Origin of the sequence: Paenibacillus sp. B1-35 (assembly GCF_050474385.1) — a bacterium.
GTDB lineage: Bacteria > Bacillota > Bacilli > Paenibacillales > Paenibacillaceae > Paenibacillus_B > Paenibacillus_B alvei.
In genome coordinates this window covers 167,291-192,812 of sequence record NZ_JBCHVJ010000009.1, presented here as the reverse complement: position 1 = coordinate 192,812, position 25,522 = coordinate 167,291, and the positions used below count along the sequence as shown (strand labels likewise).

The 25,522-nt window shown below is 44.0% G+C and carries 26 protein-coding genes and 1 pseudogene; 17 read left to right on the top strand and 10 right to left on the bottom strand.

Annotation, left to right across the window (positions count from 1 at the left end; genetic code table 11):
• The first annotated feature begins 304 nt into the window (after positions 1–304).
• From ACQ5BJ_RS24710 to ACQ5BJ_RS24690, 5 genes and pseudogenes are all read left to right on the top strand, one after another.
• Positions 305–886: a hypothetical protein gene (locus tag ACQ5BJ_RS24710; RefSeq protein ID WP_430112818.1), complete on the top strand. Its 582-nt coding sequence runs from the start codon at positions 305–307 to the stop codon at positions 884–886.
• A 71-nt stretch (positions 887–957) separates the two neighbouring features.
• The gene (locus ACQ5BJ_RS24705) at positions 958–1,605 is read left to right on the top strand and encodes a DUF3885 domain-containing protein (RefSeq protein WP_268600865.1); all 648 of its coding nucleotides are present in this window, start codon (positions 958–960) and stop codon (positions 1,603–1,605) included.
• 163 nt (positions 1,606–1,768) lie between these two features.
• A pseudogene (locus ACQ5BJ_RS24700) lies at positions 1,769–2,847 on the top strand (polymorphic toxin-type HINT domain-containing protein); the annotation flags it as partial.
• Between the two features lie 14 nt (positions 2,848–2,861).
• Positions 2,862–3,164: a hypothetical protein gene (locus ACQ5BJ_RS24695; protein WP_005548834.1), complete on the top strand. Its 303-nt coding sequence runs from the start codon at positions 2,862–2,864 to the stop codon at positions 3,162–3,164.
• Positions 3,165–3,333: 169 nt separating this feature from the next.
• Positions 3,334–3,630, top strand: coding sequence for a hypothetical protein (locus ACQ5BJ_RS24690; RefSeq protein ID WP_430112815.1), 297 nt, complete (start codon positions 3,334–3,336; stop codon positions 3,628–3,630).
• A gap of 343 nt (positions 3,631–3,973) precedes the next feature.
• On the opposite strand, the gene ACQ5BJ_RS24685 is transcribed toward ACQ5BJ_RS24690, so the two are convergent.
• Positions 3,974–5,098, bottom strand: a complete 1,125-nt coding sequence (locus tag ACQ5BJ_RS24685; protein WP_430112813.1) for a mandelate racemase/muconate lactonizing enzyme family protein — start codon at positions 5,096–5,098, stop codon at positions 3,974–3,976.
• Between the two features lie 122 nt (positions 5,099–5,220).
• Here ACQ5BJ_RS24685 and ACQ5BJ_RS24680 point away from each other — a divergent pair, with 122 nt between their 5' ends.
• From ACQ5BJ_RS24680 to ACQ5BJ_RS24670, 3 genes are read left to right on the top strand one after another with little or no spacing between them, the layout of a single operon-like run.
• Positions 5,221–5,616: a hypothetical protein gene (locus ACQ5BJ_RS24680; protein WP_163979062.1), complete on the top strand. Its 396-nt coding sequence runs from the start codon at positions 5,221–5,223 to the stop codon at positions 5,614–5,616.
• Positions 5,617–5,648: 32 nt separating this feature from the next.
• Positions 5,649–6,242, top strand: coding sequence for a gluconate 2-dehydrogenase subunit 3 family protein (locus ACQ5BJ_RS24675; RefSeq protein ID WP_005551646.1), 594 nt, complete (start codon positions 5,649–5,651; stop codon positions 6,240–6,242).
• Entirely contained in the window at positions 6,239–7,810 is a 1,572-nt protein-coding gene (locus ACQ5BJ_RS24670) for a GMC family oxidoreductase (protein WP_005551645.1), read from the top strand. The genes ACQ5BJ_RS24675 and ACQ5BJ_RS24670 overlap by 4 nt, the downstream gene beginning before the upstream one ends.
• Before the next feature lie 201 nt (positions 7,811–8,011).
• Here the strand turns inward: ACQ5BJ_RS24670 and ACQ5BJ_RS24665 are convergent, their stop codons facing one another.
• Positions 8,012–8,407, bottom strand: coding sequence for a DUF3221 domain-containing protein (locus tag ACQ5BJ_RS24665; RefSeq protein ID WP_262866888.1), 396 nt, complete (start codon positions 8,405–8,407; stop codon positions 8,012–8,014).
• 280 nt (positions 8,408–8,687) lie between these two features.
• On the opposite strand from ACQ5BJ_RS24665, the gene ACQ5BJ_RS24660 reads away from it, so the two are divergent.
• Both ACQ5BJ_RS24660 and ACQ5BJ_RS24655 read left to right on the top strand, forming a co-directional pair.
• Positions 8,688–9,518, top strand: a complete 831-nt coding sequence (locus ACQ5BJ_RS24660; RefSeq protein ID WP_171420040.1) for an arylamine N-acetyltransferase family protein — start codon at positions 8,688–8,690, stop codon at positions 9,516–9,518.
• A 308-nt stretch (positions 9,519–9,826) separates the two neighbouring features.
• Positions 9,827–10,813, top strand: a complete 987-nt coding sequence (locus tag ACQ5BJ_RS24655) for a carbon-nitrogen hydrolase family protein (protein WP_040737100.1) — start codon at positions 9,827–9,829, stop codon at positions 10,811–10,813.
• Between the two features lie 146 nt (positions 10,814–10,959).
• Here the strand turns inward: ACQ5BJ_RS24655 and ACQ5BJ_RS24650 are convergent, their stop codons facing one another.
• From ACQ5BJ_RS24650 to ACQ5BJ_RS24635, 4 genes are all read right to left on the bottom strand, one after another.
• Positions 10,960–11,355 carry a DUF3221 domain-containing protein gene (locus tag ACQ5BJ_RS24650; protein ID WP_268622420.1) on the bottom strand — a complete coding sequence of 132 codons (396 nt, stop codon included), beginning with the start codon at positions 11,353–11,355 and terminating at the stop codon, positions 10,960–10,962.
• Positions 11,356–11,577: 222 nt separating this feature from the next.
• Positions 11,578–11,724: an aspartyl-phosphate phosphatase Spo0E family protein gene (locus ACQ5BJ_RS24645; protein ID WP_268598920.1), complete on the bottom strand. Its 147-nt coding sequence runs from the start codon at positions 11,722–11,724 to the stop codon at positions 11,578–11,580.
• Positions 11,725–12,101: 377 nt separating this feature from the next.
• On the bottom strand, positions 12,102–13,379 hold the full coding sequence (locus ACQ5BJ_RS24640; protein ID WP_430113422.1) for a helix-turn-helix domain-containing protein: 1,278 nt from the start codon (positions 13,377–13,379) through the stop codon (positions 12,102–12,104).
• Positions 13,380–13,717: 338 nt separating this feature from the next.
• Positions 13,718–14,104, bottom strand: coding sequence for a hypothetical protein (locus ACQ5BJ_RS24635; protein WP_005551609.1), 387 nt, complete (start codon positions 14,102–14,104; stop codon positions 13,718–13,720).
• Between the two features lie 176 nt (positions 14,105–14,280).
• Here ACQ5BJ_RS24635 and ACQ5BJ_RS24630 point away from each other — a divergent pair, with 176 nt between their 5' ends.
• Positions 14,281–14,364: an IS3 family transposase gene (locus tag ACQ5BJ_RS24630; RefSeq protein ID WP_372515465.1), complete on the top strand. Its 84-nt coding sequence runs from the start codon at positions 14,281–14,283 to the stop codon at positions 14,362–14,364.
• Between the two features lie 103 nt (positions 14,365–14,467).
• Here the strand turns inward: ACQ5BJ_RS24630 and ACQ5BJ_RS24625 are convergent, their stop codons facing one another.
• The 4 genes from ACQ5BJ_RS24625 to ACQ5BJ_RS24610 form a co-directional block, all read right to left on the bottom strand.
• Positions 14,468–16,072, bottom strand: a complete 1,605-nt coding sequence (locus tag ACQ5BJ_RS24625; RefSeq protein ID WP_430112807.1) for a polysaccharide lyase 6 family protein — start codon at positions 16,070–16,072, stop codon at positions 14,468–14,470.
• Positions 16,073–16,524: 452 nt separating this feature from the next.
• Entirely contained in the window at positions 16,525–16,632 is a 108-nt protein-coding gene (cydS, locus tag ACQ5BJ_RS24620) for a cytochrome bd oxidase small subunit CydS (protein ID WP_005551605.1), read from the bottom strand.
• Positions 16,633–16,739: 107 nt separating this feature from the next.
• Complete coding sequence (locus ACQ5BJ_RS24615) at positions 16,740–17,792, bottom strand: cytochrome d ubiquinol oxidase subunit II (RefSeq protein ID WP_005551603.1); 1,053 nt, start codon at positions 17,790–17,792, stop codon at positions 16,740–16,742.
• On the bottom strand, positions 17,789–19,150 hold the full coding sequence (locus tag ACQ5BJ_RS24610) for a cytochrome ubiquinol oxidase subunit I (protein WP_005551601.1): 1,362 nt from the start codon (positions 19,148–19,150) through the stop codon (positions 17,789–17,791). The genes ACQ5BJ_RS24615 and ACQ5BJ_RS24610 overlap by 4 nt, the downstream gene beginning before the upstream one ends.
• A 438-nt stretch (positions 19,151–19,588) precedes the next feature.
• Between ACQ5BJ_RS24610 and ACQ5BJ_RS24605 the strand changes: the two genes are divergently transcribed.
• The 6 genes from ACQ5BJ_RS24605 to phoU all read left to right on the top strand — a co-directional run bounded on the left by ACQ5BJ_RS24605 (position 19,589) and on the right by phoU (position 25,388).
• Complete coding sequence (locus ACQ5BJ_RS24605; RefSeq protein WP_430112804.1) at positions 19,589–20,713, top strand: methyl-accepting chemotaxis protein; 1,125 nt, start codon at positions 19,589–19,591, stop codon at positions 20,711–20,713.
• Positions 20,714–20,840: 127 nt separating this feature from the next.
• Positions 20,841–21,839 carry a PstS family phosphate ABC transporter substrate-binding protein gene (locus ACQ5BJ_RS24600; RefSeq protein WP_005551597.1) on the top strand — a complete coding sequence of 333 codons (999 nt, stop codon included), beginning with the start codon at positions 20,841–20,843 and terminating at the stop codon, positions 21,837–21,839.
• Positions 21,840–21,981: 142 nt separating this feature from the next.
• The gene (gene pstC, locus ACQ5BJ_RS24595; protein ID WP_005551596.1) at positions 21,982–22,908 is read left to right on the top strand and encodes a phosphate ABC transporter permease subunit PstC; all 927 of its coding nucleotides are present in this window, start codon (positions 21,982–21,984) and stop codon (positions 22,906–22,908) included.
• Between the two features lie 4 nt (positions 22,909–22,912).
• Entirely contained in the window at positions 22,913–23,788 is an 876-nt protein-coding gene (gene pstA / locus ACQ5BJ_RS24590; protein ID WP_005551595.1) for a phosphate ABC transporter permease PstA, read from the top strand.
• A gap of 12 nt (positions 23,789–23,800) precedes the next feature.
• Positions 23,801–24,574 (top strand): phosphate ABC transporter ATP-binding protein PstB, encoded by a 774-nt coding sequence (gene pstB, locus ACQ5BJ_RS24585; RefSeq protein WP_005551594.1) that lies wholly within the window; start codon positions 23,801–23,803, stop codon positions 24,572–24,574.
• Between the two features lie 154 nt (positions 24,575–24,728).
• Positions 24,729–25,388 carry a phosphate signaling complex protein PhoU gene (phoU, locus tag ACQ5BJ_RS24580; RefSeq protein ID WP_289356047.1) on the top strand — a complete coding sequence of 220 codons (660 nt, stop codon included), beginning with the start codon at positions 24,729–24,731 and terminating at the stop codon, positions 25,386–25,388.
• Positions 25,389–25,522 lie beyond the last annotated feature (134 nt).

Genomic DNA, 25,522 nt, shown 5'->3' with positions numbered 1-25,522 from the left:
CACAGATGCAGGTAGTGCATCTGTATTTGTCATGCCAGAAATATAAAATTGGCGGACGACTTAGCTTATAGTCATTCGCCAATTTTACATCCGCAGGTCATTACTCTATTAACTTAATGACATTGCCTGTCAAGTAGAGTATAAAAAACAAAATAGCTCTGGCACCAACACTACACTTTTAGTTGGTGCCACTTTTTTATAATGCTGATCTGAGAAGGTATCGCCTGTACTACAATGGAGCCATACACTTTAAATTGAAACTGAAATCCGCAATTCTAGCGGGAACAGATATATACCTTCAGAGATGAATTCCATTCTCAAAGCGACCATGAAGGTAACTTCCACCGAAAGTAGAGCATATTCATACGCTTATGACTTGTTAAGTCGAGAGTATGCAGATGTATATGATACTAATCGTTTTAATTATTTGTTTGGTTTATTAACGCAAACAAGTGCATACAAGAATAGTGCAGGAAATGCGGACTGGGCAAGAGCGGAGTTAGCCAAGGATTACAGTAAATGGCATCAGGAAATCTCCTTTTCGGAAGCTTTGGCTTCATTGGGGCCAGTAATCGGGGGCATAGGAAAAGCTAGAGAAGTTGGTGGAAAGGGAAGAGCGAATGAAACAACGAAATGGGATATAAAAACAAATGCCAAAGCCAAAGTCACTTATAATTTTAATGGACAAAAGGTCACAGCTTATCAAGATAATACGAAGAAAGGTTATTGGTGGGCAAAGGATACAACTGGACATGGTGGTTCAGCATTTAAAGTCTTTGAAAAGAGAGGTAATGAACTACACTGGGTCGCCGATGCAAATGAATACGGTAATTTTATAATTGGAAAACATAAGAGTCAAACTGGTACAGTCATTAAGCTGAAATAGAATATAAAGTTGAGTATAGCCGTAGAGTAAACATTTTTGTTTCTTTGCGGCTTATACAAAAGGAGTATGGTATGGAAAATATTTATCTGGATGAATTGCTTTTAAGTGATTTTTCAGGAATCGAGTTGAAAAGCCCTCTTTTCTACAATGCTCAAGTTGGTATTAGATTTGAAGCAGGTGGAGATATTGATGTTCCTGAAAAAAGAGTACAGCAAGTAAAACATAGGGCTGTTACTCTTTTTGACGCAGTCAATCAGGACAATGATGATATATATTTTGTCCTATTTATGGATTGTTGGGATGAACAGCAAGTTGCTTCTTTTGAAAATGATGTTTTAAAAGTATTCGAAACTTTTATCAGTGGTTTAGATGTAAAACAAGTTTGTAAGAAAGAACAGGAATACAGATACAAAGATAGGGATGAAGATGATGATACAGTAACCATACGATACTGTGCTAAGGTGAAAGTCCAAGATTTGATTATTGATAATCTGATACGGGCAGTTGCTAATCGAACAATAGGAAATGAAGTCAGTAGTATTATTGGGGATATATTTTTAATTAATAAGACTAAAAAAATTATTTTTTATCTTTACGACGACAGAGGATTTGACATTGTAGCTGTAAATAAGGAAATGCTAATGTCGATTTACGAACAGTACAATGATTGGATACTGGATTTTGACCGTGAAAGAATCAAAGAGATATTTGGCAAATAGCCTTGTGAAGGGTTCGCTAAGGTCTTTCTCTTTTACCTCCATCCATGAATTACATTTTACCGCAAAAACCTTGATTGAAACAACAATTTCAAGAGATTTAATCTTGCATACGAGGTTACATTAAATCCTTCTTACAAACAATGAAGTACGCTTTATTAACTAGGATACGTATGAAGGGGACATCAAGAACCCGCTGAGCTTGAATTTGTATACGTATGTAAAGAATAATCCATTGAAATACGTAGATCCGAGTGGACATATTGGGATACCGATGGCACCAACACCTGCAATGACGTGTGCTGCGAGTCCGGGGCATTGCGAAACGATTCTAAAAGCACAGGCCGAAGCAGGTAAAACATTGTTAGTTGAAGGAGCCAACTTTTTAATACTTGATGATGTAAATACGCTTTTAAATCCTGATGGCTCTCTGAATGAAAAAGCCCTGACTGTAGATCATTTCTACCTTGGGGAAAAGTATTAAAAGCAGGTAAAGTTGGATCTAAAGTTAGTAAAGCAGTGAATTCACTTGCAAAGTGTAATTGTTTTACAGCAGGGACAAAGGTATTAACAGACGAAGGGGAGAAACCTATCGAGGAAATCGAGGTAGGGGATAAAGTACTTGCCAAGTCTGACGAAACAGGAGAAGTGGCGTATAAAGAGGTCGTGGGGTTGTTCCAAAAACAAGCTGACGAAATTTATTACGTCCACATCGGGGATGAAATCATCGAGGTTACGGGTGAGCATCCGTTTTGGTTGGATGGTAAGGGATGGACGTTTGTTAAAGACTTGAAGGTTGGCGACTTGCTTGTTTCGAGTATCGGTACTAATCTAGCGATAGATAAGATTGAAAAAGAGCCGCGTGAAGCAAAAGTTTATAACTTTGAGGTAGCCGATTTCCATTCTTACTTTGTATCGAATCTTGGGATTTGGGTGCATAACTGTGAGATTCTTAAAGCCAATAATATGTCGGAGTTCTTTAGACTTGATTTTGGTTCTTCGTTAAAGAATCTTTCGCGAAAAACAAGTAATATGGTTAAAGGTGCATCGGTTTACGAGGTTACTGGGAAAACAGGTAATTATTATTTGAAGAAAGGTGACCAATATTATTTAGATACATTACATCGTGACCACATGGAAGTTTTCGATAGTCGAGGAAAAGTTAAAGCAGTGTTGAATTTGGATGGCTCGTTTAATGCTAAAAAGACGGAAGCGGCATTAAAAGAAGGGCGAAGAATTCCTTAAAAAGGAGGAAATATATGCAAGACGAATTATTCAGGACATATAACATCCTTTCCCGTATAAATGATTCATGTCGAGTGAAAGTAATCACTCAGGAAGAATTAAATGAGCAAGATACTAATTTGAAGGATTTCCAGGTAATGATTACTGAACTGGGGGATACCTTATCCAAACTTGAAAACAGTAATTTGCTTTCAGTAGATGAAACGGTTGAAACCCTGCTACAACTGCACTTGAAATACTCAGACTATATTTGGCATATTGACCAAATCCATGAGTTAGTAAAAAAAATGGCAGGAAACTATCGAGATTCAAATTAGTAATTATCAGAGACCTTGAGGGCGGCAATCCTCAAGGTCTTTCTTTTACCCCCCAGTGCCGAATGAATCGGGCGGTAAGCCCCGAAAGAACCTAACCCTCATCACCCCCGTATGATATTCCTCTGATACCCCTGTACGCACATATAAAATGCTTCTCGCAGCAGCAATCATGAAGATAACATCTACCGAAAGTAGAGCATATTCATACGCTTATGACTTGTTAAGTCGAGAGTATGCAGAAGTATATGATACTAATCGTTTTAATTATTTGTTTGGTTTATTAACGCAAACAAGTGCATACAAGAATAGTGCAGGAAATGCGGACTGGGCAAGAGCGGAGTTAGCCAAGGATTACAGTAAATGGCATCAGGAAATCTCCTTTGCGGAAGCTTTGGCTTCATTGGGGCCAGTAATCGGGGGCATAGGAAAAGCTAGAGAAGTTGGTGGAAAGGGAAGAGCGAAATAACAATGGAGACGACTACATGGGAAATTTCAAGGTAATCTTTCTTGAAGATACTGAACTAGCTTTATTGTTGGTTAAGAAGTCAGTAAAGAATACATTTGTTTGACTATTAAAGAACTTTTTAAGCTAAAGTATTTTGATGATTTAAAGCCGATTGAGGAACCCATTGTTGGTAATCTCTTTGATGAGTAGGGGATTAGATTGCAATTACAGATTCCATTAAATCAGGCGGACGCTGTACCCATCATATCTCTTAGTAATGATGTATTTCCAACTAGAAGCAGATTGAACGAAAGGCGAAGCCCCGGCTTCGCCTTTTTTATTTGCAAACAAGGCTCACATGCAGCTACCAATACCGCGATCCGTCCCAGCGGTAATGGCTGAGCATTTCTTCATCGATAGCCAGCCCGATGCCGGTTCCATCTGGAATGTCTACGACTCCTTGATGAACGCGAATCGGCGCCAATTCTGCAAACGGATTGTCCATCACATCACACTCAATTGGTTCAATCGCTTCGTCCGTGTTCATTTTACTCCAGGGAGGCAAGCATGCGTGGGCTAATATTGCGTACCACCGGGCTAATGCGCCATCGAAGGTATGCGGGGATACACGGATGGCCGCCGTACGCGCAAGCTTGAGCACATCGCGATAAGAATCGATTCCGCCAAGATGAAGCGGGTCAGGCTGAACAATATCCAGTGCTTGCTGATTTATGGCATGATGGAATATGGCAGGAGTCGCGATATTTTCGCCACCCGCAATCGGAATTTGCAGCTTATGCCGACAATGCGCATATTGATCCCATGCGTGCAGAGGAATCGGTTCTTCGAACCAGAGCCAATTGTCATACTGTTCGAGCAGGGAGTTCCAGTTGCAAGCTGCTGCGGCATCGTAGCTGCCATTGGCGTCCAATGCAATTCGTACATGCTTCCCATATCGCTCCTGAATGGCGCGGACATGCCGAATATCATCGTTAAGTGCTTTTCCCCCTACCTTTATCTTCAGATTCGTAAATCCCTGGAGAACTGCCCCCTCAATATCGCGCAGCGAATGGTTCATCCAATCCATTGTTTCTGAGTACGATTGGAACGATGCGTACACCGGAAGCGAGCGTCTAACCGCACCGCCCCAAAGCTCCCATGCCGATAATTTCGCATGATTCGCAACGATTTCCGTCAATGCCATGCTAACTGCGGCCGCCGGTCTATCATGCTTCTGCTTGGTCAATGCCGCAATGATTGAATTTCGCTCCCGAGCATCCTTTCCAAGCAGGAAAGGAATGACGGCCTGTTCAAATTCTGCTTTCAAGGAGGGAAGCCATCCCGAGCATTCGCCCCAACCGGTAAGCCCGGATTTCGTTGTAATTCTGATCAGGTAAGTGGAACGGAATTTTTTTAGACCATTGGCATCGCCGTACGGACGGGGGATTCGATATAACAACGGATACGTGTCGATCTTGTGAATTAGCAAGAGGAACCTCCATGAGAGAAATGATGATAGGGCTATGTTTTAAGTATGGGATATGTTGGAACACTTTTATAAGCGGCAATCGCAGCAAATTAGAACAAATTTAACGAGAAAGAGGGAAGGCGATGGGATGGGAAGGCTGGCCAATCGATCGAATGCTCATTTTGTTCGTCAGCTTGGCATTTTGTTTAATTGGCATACAAGTGACGATGTCTCATTATCGGCAAAATTTTCACCATAAAGCGATGTGGGTGCCTGTACTGGCAGCTCCGCTATTTTTCGTGTTCGGGTTGATCCTCGTCTGTTATCACGCGGCTTGGCTGCGCGGTACATTCCAAATCCTGATGTGGGTAGGAGCTTTGGCGGGGCTTATCGGCTTCTATTTTCATGTACGCGGCGTAGGCAAGCGGGTCGGCGGTTATAAATCTCATAACTTTCTGATCGGTCCGCCTGTCATCATGCCGCTTATGGTTACGGCGATGAGCTTGCTCGGGCTTATTGCGCTGTATTGGCGGACGTAATGATGAAGAACACTGTACGGGGGTGATTATTGATGGTGAAAAGAACTCGGTATCCTTCCTTCAATGTGATGGATGAACGTGAAGCATGGGACACCCATACGCAAGCCATCGTGACGAACAGGGTGCTAAAGCCGCAATCTTGTGTCGTGTTGGATGGCGAGGAACAACTGCTGCTGCGGCAAATATGCTCCGCGCTTGTCGATGACGAGCGCGAGGAAGTGATTCGATACGTGCTTGCCCATGTCGACCGGACATTGAAGGAAACGACGGGGGAAGGAGAACGTAAAGCTGGCATACCGGAACGGAAAACGCTCATACTTGAGGGCATTCAGCATGTAGGCCAACTCATGTGTCAACTGACGGGAACAAAAGCAACCAAATGGGACGTGCAGAAGGTGACCGAAGTCCTGCAGCAAATTAGCGAAGGAAGAGCGGGTTTTGCAACATGGTCAAGTGATCTCCAGCGAGAATGGTTCGTGAAAATGCTGAATCTGACTGTCGAGGCGTATTGCTCGTATCCAGTTGTATGGTCGGAGATGGGGTATGCCGGTCCCGCATATCCGCGCGGCTATGTTCGCGGCGATATCGGAAGGCTTGATCCATGGGAGGCGAAGGAAGAAGCATGATACTGCGTAAATTTGCCGATGAGGCTGATGTCGTAATCGTAGGCGCCGGTGCTGCGGGCGGGGTGCTTGCGAAGGAATTGAGCGAGGCTGGATTTCGCGTTGTTGTGCTGGAAGCAGGTCCATTCCGCGATCCGCAGCAGGATTTTGCAAGCGATGAGCTTACGATGAAAAATTTAGGCTGGCAGGATACTCGTATTGTAGATGGAAAAGACCCGCTGACGATGGGACATAACAATTCAGGGCGCGGCGTAGGCGGGGGAACGGTACATTTTACGGCCGTTTTTCTACGTTTCCATGAATCTGACTTTCGAACAAGAACGTTGGATGGCGTAGGGGAGGACTGGCCCATACAGTATGAGGATCTGGAGCCGTATTACTCGCGCATTGAGAAAGAAATAGCGGTGTCCGGTCCGAAGCATTTTCCTTGGGGCAGCTATCATGGCCCTTATCCGCATCCGGAACGGGATCCGCTGAGTCCGAATGCTTATGTGTTCATGAAGGGCTGCGAAAAGCTGGGGATTCGATCTTCCGTTCCGCCCCTTGCGATTATATCGGCACCATTCGACGGCCGTCCGCCGTGCATTAATAGAGGCTTCTGCAATCAAGGATGCATGCCGAATTCGAAATTCAGCACCTTAATTGTGCATATCCCGAAGGCGATCAATGCTGGGGCAGAGGTACTTGCCGATTGTATGGTAACGCAAGTATTGACGGGAAGCGACGGCAAGGCAACTGGCGTAACGTTCGTGCATGAAGGCGTGACCTATGAGCAGAAGGCAAAGGTGGTTATTTTGTCCGCCTACGCGGTTGAGACCCCGCGATTATTGCTTCATTCCGCAAACAGCCAATTTCCGGACGGGCTTGCCAATAGCAGCGGGTGGGTCGGCAAAGCGATCATGCCGCATAGCAGCGAGGATGTATACGCGAAGTTCGACCGCGATATTCGTCTGTACAAGGGGACGCCGGTATTGGCAACGACACAAGACTTTTATGAGACGGACAAGAGCAGGGGATTTGCGCGAGGCTACACCCTCCATGCACATGGAGCAAGACCCGTCGGATTCGCCCAAGGTTTGAGCAAGGCCCGTACAGGCCCGATCTGGGGGAGTCGGCTTAAGGAAGAACTGCTAGACTATAATTACTACGGAAGAATTACGATGGTAGGAGAAGTGCTGCCGAATCCGGACAACCGCGTAACGCTAACCGATGAGCAGGACGAGAACGGCGTGCCGCGAGCCAAGGTTACGTTCAGCTATGGAGAGAATGACCGCAACCTTATCGACCATGCCGTAGGCACAATGAGCGCCATTCTGGAAGCGGAGGGCGGAGAGGTCAAATATATCGTGCCGGATACTGCTCATCTTATGGGAGGCTGCCGGATGGGCAGTAATCCACAGTCTTCGGTCGTCAATTCGTACGGGCAATGCCACGATATCCCGAATCTGTTCGTCTGCGATGCCAGCATATTCGTGACCTCCGGAGGCGGCAATCCAACAAACACCGTAATGTCGCTCGCGCTGCGAACCGCAGATTATATTAAGGAACAAGCAAAAAAGCTTCAACTGTAGACAGCATGTTTCTTCACTGTGCGATTCAAATGAACAACATATTCGTCATGCAAGTAGACCACAGGATCCTTTGTTTCCTGTGGTTTTGTTGTGTGACTGTATCGTTTATGCAGGGGCAGACCTCGAGAAAAGTACGGTAAACATATATAAAACCCGGCATCTGAACGACACCGGGTGGACATTATATGAAATTTTTTGGAATTACTCTGTAATTTTTTCAAGGACAGGCATGATCGCAATTGGCGGAAGCGACTTTGTCATCGCTTTGTAATGCACATTTAATTGGTCGCCTACTGCATATGTCCCATTTTCCGGAACAGGAACTAATAATATTTTTCCCTGATTAACGAGCTCCCACCACTCTCCTTGCAAGGCTTGCTCTTTTGTGGGCGCATTTACAATGGTCATGTACGTGTCGCCAACGGAACTGACAAAGCCAGTGAAAGTGGATTGATCCTGTTTATCCACGGCCGAGACCGAAATGTTGTTCGATGCGGATTCATCCGCATGGGCAAGCGCAGGTGTCGCTCCTGCTGCAACCCCTAAACCTAATGAGAGAGTGAGTACCGCAACTACCAAATTTTTTTTCGTAATCATGTTTGTAACCCTCCTTCTATATTTTGGTACAGGAATATATTTCTATATAAAAGCTTTGTATCCTTTATTATTTCTTTTTATTAACAAATCTGTCACATTTAGAATTTTGGGAATTTTTTTATTGATAAAAAGAACATTAAATTGAGCCGGGCGCATACCGCGTCGGTGGATTTACAGGAAGCTGGCCGTTCCAGAATACTTTTAGACTTGATTATATATTTTAATTGGCGTAACATTAAAACAAATGGATTAAATATGTATAAATGGGAGTGATTGTAAAGTGTTAACTGAATTACAAAAAGATTTTTTCTCTCGGTTGCAGATATCTCCAAAAGAAGATGTAACCTTTGAGGATTTACATGGAATCTTACTGCAAATGGGATATGTATTGCCCTATGAAAATTTAGACGTCATGGATAAGAATGTCCGCAACATTTCTAGAGCGAGTGTTCAAGAAAAATTGCTGTTAACCCATCGCGGAGGACTCTGTTACGAACTCAATTCCTTATTATACTATTTTTTGGTTGATTGTGGGTTTGATGTCTATCGAGTAGTTGGTACGGTCTATGATTTGGGGACTAATAATTGGAAGCCTGATGATGGGCATGTCATTATTATTTTAAATCATAATGATCAGAAATATATTATAGACGGGGGATTTGCCTCACATCTTCCCTTATATCCAGTCCCATTCAGCGGTGAAGTCATCTCATCCCAAACCGGAAAATACCGTATCCGTAAACAAAATACTGAGAAAGGAACCTATCTGCTAGAAATGAAAAAAGGGGAGAATGGGGAGAGTGCTCATTTCCTTGATTCTGAACCTACAAATACATGGTGTGTTGGGTATGCATTTACATTAGATGAAATAGATACTGATAAAGTAAATCTGGTACAAAATACGATTGTTGAGCACCCAGAATCCCCCTTTAACAAAAGACATATTGTCTGTAAATTAATTGAAGGCGGGCATATTTCACTAACGAAACGAAGTTTTACACAAACCAAAAACGGTAAAAAAAGAAAACGAACGATAAACGAAGAAGAGTTTTGTCAGATTCTTGAGGAGGATTTTGATATTATTCCGAATAAATACGTTGCTAATTTTTAGAAAGATACCGTGTAAATTGAACTAATGATCTTCTAGCTATGAAAGTTCATTTGCTAATGAACTCCTAAATGTGGCTTCAGCAACGGCGTTATCGTAACGAAAACCTTAGAGAGCGACCGATTTGAAAAGCAGTCAACGTTTCATCGATTGAGGTTTATATTTCTCTTTGATCAAATTAATAAAAATGGAAAGTGGATGAGTAAAAAAGTGGAAAGTGGATGGTTACAAACGAATTCTTACATGTTAATTTGTAATTAAATAATTATTTGTACTTAAATAATTATAAATAATTACAAAAGGAGAAATTTATTGTGGGAAATTATCCTAAATATCGCGCAGCAGCCGTCCAGGCTGCACCTGTATACTTGGATTTAGATGCAACAGTTGAGAAATCTTGCAAATTGATTGCTGAAGCAGCATCAAATGATGCAAAATTAGTTGCTTTTCCCGAAGCTTTTCTTCCTGGTTATCCTTGGTTTGCGTTTATTGGTCATCCAGAATATACAAAAAAATTCTATAAGGACCTCTACAAAAATGCAGTTGAAATTCCAAGCTTGGCTATTCAAAAAATAAGTGAAGCAGCTAGGAAACACGAAACTTACGTATGTATTTCTTGTAGTGAAAAAGATGGTGGATCTTTATATTTAACTCAACTTTGGTTTAATCCCAAGGGGGATTTAATTGGAAAACATCGAAAGATGAGAGCATCTGTTGCTGAAAGACTTATATGGGGGGACGGAAGTGGAGGCTTGATGCCAGTATTTAAAACAGAGCTTGGTAATTTGGGCGGACTGATGTGTTGGGAACACCAGGTTCCTTTAAATCTGCTTGCAATGAATTCACAAAATGAACAAGTACACGTAGCCTCCTGGCCAGGATACTTTGATGATGAAATCTCAAGTCGATATTATGCTATTTCAACTCAAACCTTTGTTTTAATGACATCCTCTATATATTCGGAAAAAATGAAAAGCATGATTTGTTTAACACCTGAACAAAAAGAATACTTCGATACATTTAAGAGTGGACATACTTGTATTTATGGACCTGATGGAGAACCAATTAGCGATATGATTCCTGCAGAAACGGAAGGAATTGCTTATGCTGAAATAGATATAGAAAAAATAATTGATTATAAATATTACATCGATCCTGCCGGTCACTATTCTAACCAAAGCTTAAGTATGAATTTTAATCAAAATCCTACACCTGTTGTTCGTAAGTTTGGAGATAACGAGACTAAGAAAATTACTTACGAGGAAATCAATCTACAGATTGGCAGTCAAACTTTTTAGGTGAAAATGCTTCCTTTTTATAAGCGGTAATCGCAGCGAATGCTCTTTTTGTTCGTAAGCTGTGGCAGAACCAGACAAAAGTATTGTGAAAATACGTAAAACCCGGCATCTGAATGATGCCGGGTTAGCATTATGCTATTTTTCGACTACTCTGTGATTTTTTCAAGGACAGGCATAATCGCAATTGGCGGAAGCGACATCGTCATCGCTTTGTAATACACATTTAACTGGTCGCCTACTGCATAGATTTCATTTTCTGGAACCGGAACTAATAATATTTTCCCTTGATTAACGAGTTCCCACCACTCTCCTTGCAAGGCTTGCTCTTTTGTGGGCGCATTTACAATGGTCATGTACGTGTCGCTAATGGAACTAACAAATCCGGTGAAAGTGGATTGATCCTGTTTGTCCAGGGTCGAGACCGAAGTGCTGTTCGATGCGGATGAATCCGCATGGGCAAGCGCAGGTGTAGCTCCTGCCGCAAACCCTAGACCTAATGAGAGAGTGAGTACTGCAACTACCAAATTCTTTTTTGTGATCATGATTGCAATCTCCCTTCTATATTTTGGTACAGGAATATATTTCTATATAAAAACGTCGTATCCTTTGTTATTTCTTTTTATTAACAAATCTGTCACATATAGATGTGTAAAGATGTCCTCATACTTATTAAATTTTTTCAAATGGGTTCGGATTCTAAATATTTCTCGTTGATTGAAGAGGAGCTTGTCTACCTGTAAAATGCTGTGTGGAAAATAAGAATCTTATCTCTGCTTTGTTCTTTTCATGCATCTCTTCTGATGTTCCAGTATGTAAATGTCTAGAAGCTGGCTAATTTGGATCACTTCGTCATCGATAAGATTATTCTTCTGGTTCACGAGGCAGGTTAGTTCTTGCCTGAGTCCATCAATTTTATGTAATAGATCATCACAGTATATAATAGTCCGTCACCTCGGATTAGGGGGAATAATGGGGCGCCGCCCTTTCTTTACTATTAGTATACAATGTGTCTATCGAATTCTAATAAAAGGGATTATAGGGAAACTTTTTTAAAAACAAAAAAGAGTACCAAGCTGGTACTCTTACCATGGGTGATGTCCGTTATCATTTCCCAATGTCGCCAAAAATGTTGTTACTCCAATAATAGAGAAAAATTCAATAACGGCTATGGAATCCCCTCGTAGTTACCAAGGCAAATTGTCCGAATTACCAAACATTGCGGCCATCGCAGCTTCCCCGATAATGACAGCACTCAGAAGAGCAATATATACTTTGGGCACGAAACGCTTCACCGTAATCCCTCCCTATGGGTTTGTTGGTAGTATTCCGTCAATTTTTTTATCGTTGATATGGTCATCGTTATTTCCATAGTCAAATGACTTTGCATGATAAGGTGAATGCACCGTTTTTCTTGACGTACATCGTCAACCCTAGAAAAATGAAACGCGCCTTCGAGTGACTCGGTTACACCTCTCTCGAATTCACCTACGGCAATGAAATACTTTGCTCTATGGTAATAATATTCGGCTAATTGTGAAATCATGTTGGGATTGTTATCATTGATTTGTTCAGGGTTAATCGGATAAGTAAGTACTTTCTCAGCTTCGGACAATCGATGTTCCTGTAAGTAGATATCCATTAATTGATTCAAAGCTGGTAAAGCTGCATGCTGGTCATTTGTTTCCAACAAAGAAGTAAATTGAGCTATCGCCAAATCTGTATTTCCCCTTTTGGCATGGAGCTGTGCTTTGATCAACATAGTATTTTCTTTAATGTAAGGGCCATCATACTGTGAGTAAAGGTGGGTGTAATATTCAGACTTGTCATAATCCCCGATTTGATAATATGCTCCCCGCAATATACCTAGAGCGTGAACGTAGAACCCATTGTCAGGTTCTGCTTCCTGAACCACATGAAGGGCAAGCTCGATACTCTCTGGATATAAAAATAAATTATAAGCATGAATACCTAGCTTGTAATAGAACATGATGCGGTCTTCTACGCTCAAAAAATGAGCGTACATTATGACATGATTTCCACTTTCGTACACTGCCCGCATTCGAGTAAAATCATCCCGTTCGATGAGGTACACCTGGAGTAAGCCTTTTGCCAAAAAAGGCATAATGCCGTGATCGCGTGCGTAGTCAACGATCAATTGGTACAAGGCCAATCGAATTTCCTTGCGTTCCACGGTAGCTGTAAAGTCATATAGACGTTCGACTAAGGAGTGGCTGTCGTCGCTCGGGGATTCCAGAAATTTTGTGCCTACTTTTCGCAGCAGATCGGTAGAGCCTGAATGCTGGATTGCATCCTGCAGCACATACAGCAGAGTATCAGCTCTTTTGTCAGCGCTTATGTACATTTCTACTACCGTTTCCAGCGGTATATGTAAGGCTTCGGCAATCGGACGGAGCGTCTTATATTCCGGTCTTTTGACGTCTTCATTTTCGATTTTGGATATTGTGCCTTTATGAACGCCGGATGATTCCGCTAATTGCGCTAAAGTCATTCCGCTATTGCGCCTATAACGATGTATTAATTCACCGATGGACAATATCTGTGCCATCCTGTATGCACCTTCTCTCATTCTCAATCGAAATTTCCTATATTTTACCATGGTTTTTGTCGAATGGGAATGTTTGGGGTGAAAAATCATAGGTAAGTTGCGGACATTTGGAAATGGAAAAATGCTTTTCGGGAAATTATTTGGGGGAAGTTCACATATCAGGGAGGTAGTATTAAGATAAAGAGAAATAATCAACTCCATGTACTTAAAAAAGACATCGCGAAACGATGTCTCAACAATTTGAGCTGTGGAAGTACTTCCACAGCTCTTACCTTGAAAAAGATAATTAATATAACCAAATCTTGAGAGACTTGAGGCCAACAAGGTTCAAATCCTTATTATTTACGGGGAATAGTGAAATACTTATTTCCATACACTGTTTCGATTGTTTCACCTTGAGCTATCAATCTACCATCATTATCATATGCACCAAACCAAAATCTGTATTGATTACCCCGTGTCAGGTTAGTTGCATCATAATAAGTTTTATATTGGTGATCGACAACAATTCGTTGGTTGGAATTCAAATCCCTGATGGCAACCCGATAATAAGAAGCACCGGCTACTGGTCCCCAAAGAATTCTGGTGCTTACATAACTTGAGGCTTGACTCACTGCTTTTGCCTCAACAGTAGAGGCTTGAAGCGGCTCCGCAAGAACTGCACCAGAACCAGCAGAGAACAATGTAGTTGCTGCAAGGATTGAAACAGAAAGCCCTTTCAACATAGTATTACCTCCCAAAAAATGATATGTTTAATTCACCATTTTTTAGTAGAATAACTCTGCGTATGGATGATGAACTATCCTTATATTACCTATAATAATATATTATGTCAACATCGTTTGGGAATATATAATCATTATTCAAAGTAATTATTGTTGTTATTTTCCTATTAATAAAAGTGTGTTTTAAAAGCGGATACTACAGGTATCAATGGAATTTAAAAAAGATGACCCCTGTTGAATACAGAGATCATCTTATTTAATCTGCCTAGACTTTTTTTAAATGTCCTTTACATGGGGGACAGTTTACTTGGGAAACGGTTCGTTGCGACACAATCAAAAAGTAAGTCCATTCCTATATCCCGTTTATTCCGGTGCGTTTGGACCCACATCAGATGCTTTAAGCGGTTTGCGACTACTAGCCGCATCCGAAAATTCATCCGCTCCTACATCGGTTTTCGAGCGTGGTTGACCATCCATATCATCTGTCACTTTTACTCGCTTTTCAAGCTGCTTGTCACTGACTGCTTTATTTATCGCAGGGCTCTTGGCAGATAGTTTATGCAAGCCTTCCGAAATGATAAAATCTGGGTCTTTGGCTAATATTTCAGAAGGGCCGCGTGACGCATTGTTCAATGTGCTTCCATAGCCGATATTACCCTTATAGACAGTGTCGGTGCTGATAGGCTCGTGATATAAGATGCCCGTCTTGTTCGCGACGATATTGTTGGCTACCCAGCTTCCAGTCGGGGCGTATTTTTTAGTCGTATTCGTTGAACCGACCGTAATCCCGGCTTTACTATTAACAATGGTGTTATTTACGACTGTTGCACGATACACTCGCCATTGGGAACTCAAATCTTCATCTGTAGGATTCTTTGGTTTCCCATCTGTTCCACCGTCATACTTGCCGCTGTCCAGAAATATCGCATCACCTGTTATGCCTTCCATATAATTGTTATAAATTTCATGATCATTTCCATATACCCGAATGCCCAGCACCTTCTCCTTCACGCCATCTCCAAAAAAGAAGTTGCCGTAAAACTTGTTATTGTGGCCATGTCTGGATGTCAATCCGCCACGGTTATTTATGAAAGTGTTATATCTGACCTCATTGCCGCCTGATTTTACCGACACCACCTCTAGATCGCCGTCACAATTTTCGAATAGATTGTATTGGACTTTGTTTTCACCCTTGGATAAGGAAATCTTCGATATTCCAAGACGAATCGTTTCATTGCCGTTTGCTTCAGAATACGTAACGTTACGGAAATGGTTGTATTCAATCACGTCACGCTGAGAGATTTGTTTATTAGTTCCCTTAATAAATCCACTAAAAGCAATTACTGGTCCAGGATCGCTTTTTCCGTTAAAATCGTTGCGATCAATCTGGTTGTCAGAGCTATTCTCACCTTTGATCTCTAGCCAGATCGTCTTGTTTCCAGTTGCAGGAACGGCAAACGTATTGCGTGTCAGTCGAATATGGTTCGAGCCGTCAAGCTGAACCGCTACACTGCGGTCGGCAGTTCCGGTGTTCGTAATTTTCAGACCTTCAACGACAATATACGATGAACGGACAATGTGTAACACGTCAGCACCCGCAATAATCGCTCGCCCACGGTTTGCGGCTTTAATCGTAATCGGACTATTACTCGTCCCATGTTTACCACTGATTTGCAGCGCTTTGCTTCCTGTGTATGTACCATTTGCCAATACGATGGTTGTCCCTGGAGTGGCCTGGGCAATTGCTTTCTCTAGCTGTGAAGAGTTCGACACTTTTACTACCCTCGATGCTAGACTCGATAATACCTCCGATTCAGGCGCAACGTTATAAACGGCGTCTGTTACTGTGGGCGGGTCACCGGCTGCCTGATTTTCCGCCAACGAATAACTTGTTACGGGAAGCAAGGTTACTGACAACAAGGTCATAAGTAATAATTGTCTAACTTTACTAGGTTTCACCAATACCATCACCTCTGTATAAAATTGTAATCCAGCATTCTAAATATAACCTATTTTTGGTATAAAAGGATCTTGAAATTTGGCGAAAAATTAAAAAGTTACGGATATTGGATCAACTGGTAACGGACGGTTTGCGTATACAATTATACAAAAACAACCACTACAGGTATCAATGGAATTTAAAAAGATGACCCCTGTTGAATACAGAGATCATCTTCTTCCATCTGCCTAGACTTTTTTGAAAATGTCTTTTACATGAGGGACAGTTTATCTTTTGAGGAGTCTTTGTTATGCAAGGCTGTGTCTGTTCACCTTTCTGGACTGTCTTACAATTGCGTAGCCGATGTACTGAGAAGTCATCTTTTTAATGCCATTATGCTCATGATAGCATGACTTTACTAACAGGACCTTGCTTGAACGGCAGCAAGGTCCTTTGGAACACGCTGCCTAAAGACAGCGATCTAAATATCATCCTCATTCATGTCTACCCGCGAACCCCAATAAAATAGGACAATCACGAAAGCAATGACAATAATGAACGGGGCATAAAAGATTAAAAATTGATTCATCTGTTCGGTGCTCCTTTTTATTCAACATGGCACTGCACGACATACATACCTGCCGCTTCATCCGTTACATAGCTTCGTATGAATTACATATTCGCTTCTTCATCCTCTTAGATGTGCTTCTTGCCGGAACGTCCGCCTTTCCCATTTTTGATCCCTTTCACATAGTTCGCATCGAACAGGAACAAACGCAGGAGCAGGAACAGAGATGGCAGCAGAATGAGCAGCCCAAGGATGAATACAACGATTAGCGCGTAAGCCATAGCCTGATTCGTGACGTGCTCGTACACATTGATATACGGGTAGAGCACATAAGGCAAATGCGCCGAACCATAGCCGAACCATGCGAATCCGAACTGGAAGATGACGCACAGAAAGGCAAGGCCGTAATGTCGTCTTCTCCATACGTAATAGACGGCGATGACGAAGAACAGGAAGGACACGACGAACATCCATGCACGATCGATCATATTGTTGAAGTGTTCCGCGTTATGCCCCTGAATGGCGTAAAATACGAACAAACTGGCTAATATGGTGGGAGCGGACCACAGTAAGGCATATTTGCGTACAATGTTGAGCGCTGCTTCATCCTCGGCCTTGGAAGCATAGTAGGTCAGGAACATGGCGGAAATATACAGTACGCTGACAAGAGCAAGCACGATAACCGAATATGGATAGATGTTCGTAAATAGGCTCAGGAACTGGAAGGAGATGCTGCCGTCCGCCTCCTCCGTAATGTACCCGCCTTCCGATATCGCGAGCACAGTGGACAACGCTGCGGGAATGAGCCATCCGCTTACGCCGTACAGGAACACATAGATGCGATTGCTCTTCATCCCGTATGTGCTAAAGGCATAGTAGGAGCCGCGCAATGCAAGCAGGATAAGCGCCAGACTGCCTGGCACGAGCAATGCTGTTCCGTAATAATAAGCCGTATCCGGGAAGAACCCGACCAACCCGATGTAGAAGAAGACTAAGAATACATTTGTCACTTCCCATACAGGAGACAAATAGCGCTCGATCACATTATGAATGATATGGCGCTTGCCGGTCACGGTGCTGACATAGCTGAAGAAGCCTGCTCCGAAGTCGATGGAGGCGACAAGCAAATAGCCGAACAGGAATATCCATAGAACGGTAATGCCGACTAATTCGTAACTCATTTCTTCCCCCCTCCTTCCCAGCCAAGTGCTTTAATTTCGTCCTCTGCAGGATTGCTCTTGAACATGCGGATGATCACACGAATCGCAGTAATGGTAATCAAGAGGTACAGCAGGGTGAACAGCCACAGCATCGTATCCACGTGCGTCGAGGTCGTCGCGCCTTCGGCTACGGTCATCACCTTCCATAGAATCCATGGCTGGCGGCCAATCTCTGCGAACATCCATCCGAACTCAATCGCCAATACCGCTAGTGGAGCTCCGAGCACTACTGCTCTTAACAACAGCCGATTATGCGGTTTTTTCAAGCTTTGCCTGCGATTGCGCATGAACCAGATGACATACCATAGGGACACGACTGTCAAATACATGCCGATGAATACCATGGAATCGAAGAAATAATGGGACGCCTTCAGCGGGGGCCTTTCCTCGACGGGAACATCATTTAGGCCTTTGACGACGGTATCGGGCGTGCCGCCCGCCAAAATACTCAGTGCATAAGGGATGCGGAATCCGTATTTCACCTCATTCTTTTCCGTAAGGATGCCGCCGAAGACGAGCTCGGCATGGGGCTTCGTCTCAAAATGCCATTCCGCAGCCGCGAGCTTCTCGGGCTGGTACTCATGCAAATACTTGCCGGAAAAGTCGCCAATTACGGCTGAAGCGACAGAGAATAGGAGCGCGGTTACCATCGACATGCGAAGCGCTTTTTTGTAATACGCATGAGTACGGCCGCGAAGCAGAGACAGCGCAGAAATCGCCGCCGTAATAAAGGCGCAGGTTACATAGGCCGTAGCCAGAACATGTCCAACTTTAGTAGGCATTGCCGGATTGAACATCGCTACGATGGGTTCGATATTTGTCATTTTGCCGTTGACCAGATCGAATCCGCGCGGCGCGTTCATAAAGCCATTTACCGAGGTAATGAAGAAGGCGGAAGCGGAAGACCCTATGGCTACCGGGATAAGCAGCAGAAAGTGATAGATGCGATTTTTGAAGCGATCCCAGGTATACAGATAGATGCCGAGAAATATCGCTTCCACAAAAAAGGCGAATGTCTCCATAAATAAGGGGAGCGCGATAGCCTGTCCTGCAACTCTCATAAAGTTCGGCCATAGTAAACTCAACTGCAGACCGATACAAGTGCCGGTTACAACCCCTACAGCTACGGTAACGGTGAAGCCGCGAGCCCAGCGCCGTGCCATGAGCAGATAGTAAGAATCGTTGCGCTTAATCCCGATCCATTCCGCAAGCGCGATCATAAGCGGCATTCCAACGCCAATTGTGGCATAAACGATATGTACGAACAGTGTTAGCCCGGTAAGGATTCGGCTGTAGACAACTGGATCATAGGTGAGCATGTAAGGTCAACACTCCTTCTAAATTAAAATTCCTGACGTTCAGAATAGCCGCCGCAGAAAGGACAGCAGCATAATAGTGCCGACAACAAAGCATGTAATGATTAGTATTTTTTCTTGTTTTCTTATTTTTGCAACATGATTCTTGTCAGATTCCATTATTGCTCCCCTTCCTTATATACATAGAGGTCGCCCTCGAAGTATGTGATCCGCAATCCATACTCCTAGTGAAATGATGCCCGTTTTTTCGATGTCTATGATGAAATCGTGAAAGTTAGTCTTATCTTCTTTTTTTCGTTGTGACTCTATTCACAAAAAATGAAAAGAGATCTCGGCTGTTCCCTTTACAAAATCTTAAAACACGCAATATGGCAGCATTAACATTCCCATGCTACATTGGGACTAAAGACCGATTACAGGACTAGAGTAGGAGTGGAGCTTATGACGATGCTGCTGACGAAGATGGAAGGAAGACGCGAGGAAGCGAAGAAGCAATCCGTGAAGCGAGAATATGAGGATTTGATTCAATTCGCACCCATCATTCATGCGAGTACAACCATTGAAGAAGCAGATCATCGATTTCGAGAGGATGGTTCGCTGCGTTGCTTAGTCATAGGGAATGAACATGCTGAACCGCTTGGCATTGTCATGCGAGAGCGATTTCATGAACAGATGAGCAAACGTTTCTCACCGGCTCTATATTATGAAAAGCCGATTGTGCGCTTAATGGACAAGCATACGCTCATCGTAGAGTGCGGTATCGATACAGAGGAATTGTTGGATTTATCAGCGTCGCGCGCGGAGGAACGAATGTACGACAGCATTGTGGTCACCCGTGCAGGCAAATATGCCGGAATTCTCACATCGAAGCAGTTGTCTTCGTTATCGAATCAAATACGGATGGAAGCGAAGCAGAAGGAGTCGGAAGTCATTAGCTCCACCCTAGGGGCGCTGAGCAGTATCTTAACGGAAACTGAGCATGTCCGCGAAGCCTCGGCAGATGGCAAATCCCATGCAGATCGGATGATCGACGAGACATTGATGGGGAAAACCGTGCTTGATCAAGTCTCCGCTTCATTTCAGCAGGTATCGATTCGAGTGGAAAGTCAGGCGAGACAAACGAAGGAACTGAAAGATTATACCGCAGCGGTGGCGGATGCCGTCAGCGTGATTCGTTCGTGGTCTGATTCATGCCATATGTTGGCGCTGAACGCATCCATTGAAGCGGCGCGGGCGGGGGAGCATGGCCGAGGATTTGAAGTGGTTGCTTCAGAGGTGCGCAAGCTGGCTGTCTTGACGAAGGCCGCTACGGAACAAATTGATGAGACGCTCCATCAGATGATGCAAGCATTAACGGCTACAATAACAACCGGCGATCAAGCCCATTCCGAAGTGAACACAACGCTTGAAGGACTGAATTCTGCCTTGTTCAAATTCGAGCAGTTGTTCCGCGCGATTGCGGAAAATCGCAATCGCTTGGATCAAGTCGATGCATATGCGGCGCGTATGGCTGTGACAGCGAACGAGGCGAATCGACAATTACAGTCAATGTCTGCGCAGCATTAATGATTTTTACATTCCGTTAACAAATAAACCAAACAGTCTTAACAAACAGGCATTAACATACTAGATGTGAGACAAACAACAATGCATACAACAACAAACGGGAAACGATCAAAAGGAGTGGATTGACTTGAAAAGATGGGGAAAACAAATCATGATGCTTACGCTCGTAGCAGCGTTGACGGTAGTATTGGCAGCTTGTGGCGGCAAGAAGGATGATGCTTCTGCGAACAACAACGCGGCGACGACGGAAACGAATAATGCAGCGAAGGAAACAACCAGCCCTGAGAAGCTGACAGGCACGATTGATATAGACGGATCAAGCACCGTATATCCGATTACGGAAGCAATCGCCGAGGAGTTCGGCAAAGAGAACAGCGAGGTTCGCGTGTCGGTAGGTACGGCTGGCACAGGCGGCGGCTTCAAGCGCTTCATTAACAGCGAAACTGCAATCAGCAACGCTTCCCGACCTATCAAAGATAAAGAAGCGGCTGCAGCAAAAGAAAAAGGAATCGACTACTTGGAATTGTCCGTTGCCTATGACGGCCTGTCCATCGTTGTCAACAAGGACAACACTTGGGTTGACCACATTACGACAGATGAATTGAAAAAAATCTATGAGCCTAACTCCAAAGTAAAAACATGGGCTGATGTTCGTGCAGGATGGCCGGCGGAAGACATTAAAATATACTCGCCAGACACGAACCATGGCACATTTGACTACTTTACAGAAGAAATCAACGGCAAGGCGCAAGAGAGCCGCAATGACAAGCAAATCACATTCAGTGCGGATACGAACGCAATCGTGCAAGGAGTATCCGGCGACAAGAACGCACTTGGCTACTTCGGCTTCTCTTACTTCGAAGAGAACCAAGACAAGCTGAAGCTTGTTCCCGTTGACAGCGGCAAAGGCGCAATCGCTCCTTCTGAAGAGGCAATTAAAGATGGAAGCTATTCTCCATTGTCCCGTCCGCTCTTCGTCTATGTGAACAAGAAGAAGCTGGAACAGCCTGAAGTGAAGGCATTCGTAGAGTACTACCTCAAAAATGTAGGCAGCATCGCGAAGGAAGTAGGCTATGTAGCTCTGCCGCAAGAAAAATACGATGAGCAATTGAATCTGTTGAAGTAAGAACAAGGAAAGGCTTCGAAATCAGCATCATACAACCTGCAGTATAATGTGATGTCTCGTCAAAAACAGATGGTGGAGACATCACATTTTCACGAAGTCAATGTTAACGAATTGTAAAAGAACGCAAAGAGGGGTTAAGGCTATGCAGGGTAATCTCCCGCAGCGAGAGACGACGATATCATTCAGTAACGGCAAAGTGCATCTATCAGATAAGCTTGTTCCTATTCTTTTATTTCTATGTGCTGCTTTGTCCGTAGTGACAACCATCGGGATTGTTTACACGCTCTTTTCTGAAACGTTCTCTTTCTTGAAGCAAGTCAAGATTACAGAATTTTTATTCGGTACAAAATGGAGCCCGTTAATAGCGCCGAAATCATTCGGCATCCTGCCCCTGTTGGGCGGTACGTTAATGATTACGGTCATTGCTTGTCTAGTTGCGATACCGATTGGACTTGCAAGTGCAATCTATTTGAGCGAATATGCACCCGGTCGTGTTCGCAAAATGGTGAAGCCGATTCTTGAGGTGTTGGCTGGTATCCCAACGATTGTTTACGGTTATTTTGCTCTAACGTTTGTTACGCCATTGTTAAAGTTTATTTTCCCTTCAACAGGGATGTTCAACGCGTTAAGTGCAGGCCTTGTCGTCGGAATTATGATTATTCCGATGGTTTCCTCTTTATCAGAGGATGCGATGTCGGCTGTGCCTCGCAGTTTGCGGAATGGTGCATATGCGCTTGGAGCAACCAGATTCGAGGTGGCATTGAAAATTGTCGTTCCGGCCGCCTTCTCCGGTATTGTATCATCGGCCGTGCTCGCTTTCTCGCGTGCCATTGGCGAGACGATGATTGTAACGATTGCAGCGGGTGCTACGCCTCATTTGACCTGGAATCCGCTGGAGAGCATCCAGACGATGACCGCTTATATTGTACAGGTTAGTATGGGGGATACACCGCATGGCTCTATCGAGTATGGAACAATATTTGCTGTCGGAATGACACTGTTCGTCATTACGTTCCTGCTCAATATTTTGGCGCTGTGGGTGGCACGACGCTTCAGGGAGGAGTACTAAGCTAATGAGTATGTTTCAAGATGCGAATCGCAAACAGATTGGTACCCGCCGGAAGGTAGACCTTGTGCTGCATATCTTATTCCTGGTGGCAACTTCGATCGGTATTATTGCGCTAATGGCTTTGCTGATTCAAATTATGATGGACGGATTGTCTCGTTTGAATCTTGACTTATTTACGAATTATCCTTCGCGAATGGCTGCGAAGGCAGGTATGAAATCGGCTATCGTCGGCTCCATATACATGGTGCTTATCATGGCTCCTATCTCGTTCGTTCTCGGCGTAGGAGCGGCGATCTATCTTGAGGAATACGCGAAGAAGAATAGGCTGACACGGTTGATTCAACTGAATATTAGTACATTGGCCGGAGTTCCATCCATCGTGTACGGGATACTAGGCTTGACGCTCTTCGTACGCGGATTGGCCTTGGAACGCAGTCTGCTCTCCGGTGCGCTTACGATGACGCTGCTCGTGCTGCCGATTATTATCGTGTCTGCGCAGGAAGCGATTCGAGCCGTGCCAAGAGCGCGGCGCGATGCTTCCTTCGCCCTTGGCGCTACGAAGTGGCAAACGGTATCGCGTTCGGTGCTTCCGTCCTCGATATCAAGTATTTTGACAGGTGTTATCTTGGCATTGTCCCGGGCAATTGGGGAGACCGCCCCGCTCGTCATGATTGGGGCATTAACATTTGTGGCGTTCCTGCCTGAGAGCATTATGGATCAGTTCACCGTGATGCCAATTCAGATCTTTAACTGGGTATCCAGACCGCAACTTGCATTCCATGAACTCGCTGCCGCAGGCATTATCGTGCTGCTGGGGCTGCTTATCATTATGAATATTTCAGCAGTAATTCTACGCAATAAATATCAGAAACATATTTAAGGAGACGATAGCATGAGCACAGCGACTGCCTTACAGACGTTAATCGACATTAAAAATTTGAACTTATACTATGGCACGTATCATGCGCTGAAAAATGTCACTATGACGATTCCGGAGAAGGCAGTCACAGCGTTCATCGGACCATCCGGCTGCGGGAAATCTACATTGCTTCGTACATTGAATCGGATGAACGACATGATCACGGGGACGCGAATTGAAGGGACAGTTGCGATTGGCGGTACAGATATCTACAGCAATGAAGTCGATGTAGAGACACTTCGCAAAAAGGTAGGAATGGTATTCCAGCAGCCGAACCCTTTTCCAAAATCGATTTATGACAATATCGCTTACGGCCCGCGACTTCATGGGATACGCAGTAAAGCAAAACTCGATGAGATTGTCGAGCAAAGCTTGAAGCAAGCGGTACTGTGGGATGAAGTGAAGGACTACTTGAAGCGCTCTGCCTTCGGCTTGTCCGGCGGTCAGCAGCAGCGTCTCTGTATTGCGCGCGCATTGGCAGTCAACCCGGATATTTTGCTGATGGACGAAGCGACCTCGGCCTTGGATCCGATTTCTACGCTGAAGATTGAGGAGCTTGTTCAAGAATTGAAGCATAAGTACACGATTGTTATGGTTACACACAATATGCATCAAGCTGCCCGTGTATCGGATCAGACGGTGTTCTTCCTGAACGGGGAAGTAGTCGAATTCGACAATACGGAAACGCTGTTCTCCAATCCATCCGATAAGCGGACAGAGGACTATATTACTGGTCGCTTCGGCTAATGCCATGATGGACTCCTCCGGTGTCTGGCTTCGCCATAGGGCATGTTATCTGGCGCCCAGCATAATCACGGTGTGGAGCACAGGATCGCTCAATTACAGCAAGATGCTGCAAAAGAACGGAAATTGATAAGTAGGATAAGGAGTGTAGCTGCAAATGATCAAACGGAGAGAGTTCGACTTGGCCTTGGAAGAACTAAGCAAATTGCTTGAAGAGATGGGGGCGCGAGTAGAACGTGCACTGTCCGAATCAATCGAATCATTGAAGAATACGGATGTCGAGCGCGCCAAGCGGATTATTTCCGAAGATGCAGAGCTTAATCGAATTGAAGAAAAGATCATCGACTTGGGATCGAAGCTGATTCTGACCCAGCAGCCTGTTGCCAAAGACTTGCGCCGTATTCTTGTAGCCTTCCGGATTTCCAATGATTTAGAACGGATGGGCGATTTGTCGATTGACGTAGCGAAGGTTGTGCTGCGCATGGAAGGACAGACGCTCATAAAGCCGTTAATTGACCTGCCGCGAATGGCGGAAACGGTGCAGATTATGATTAAGGAATCCATTCAAGCCTATATTAAGGAAGATGTGAATCTTGCTTATAAAATGGCGAAGGACGATGATATGGTCGATCAGCTATACAGCCAAATCTTCCGTGAGCTGTTGACGTACGTCGTGGAAAATCCACAGAATGCATCTCAAGCCATGCTGCTTACCTTTGTAGGACGCTATATTGAACGAATTGCCGATCACGCGACGAATATCGGCGAGGCGGTCGTCTATCTCGTGACGAACCAGCGTCCCGACTTGAATAATTAATCATACGGAATTATTGATGAATATGTGATTTTCATTCTTCATCTTTTCGCCGACCGCGACATACCCGGTCGGTTATTTTTTTCCCATAAGATCATCATTTTCTTTTCTGGTACTGGCTATGCTATCATGAAGGT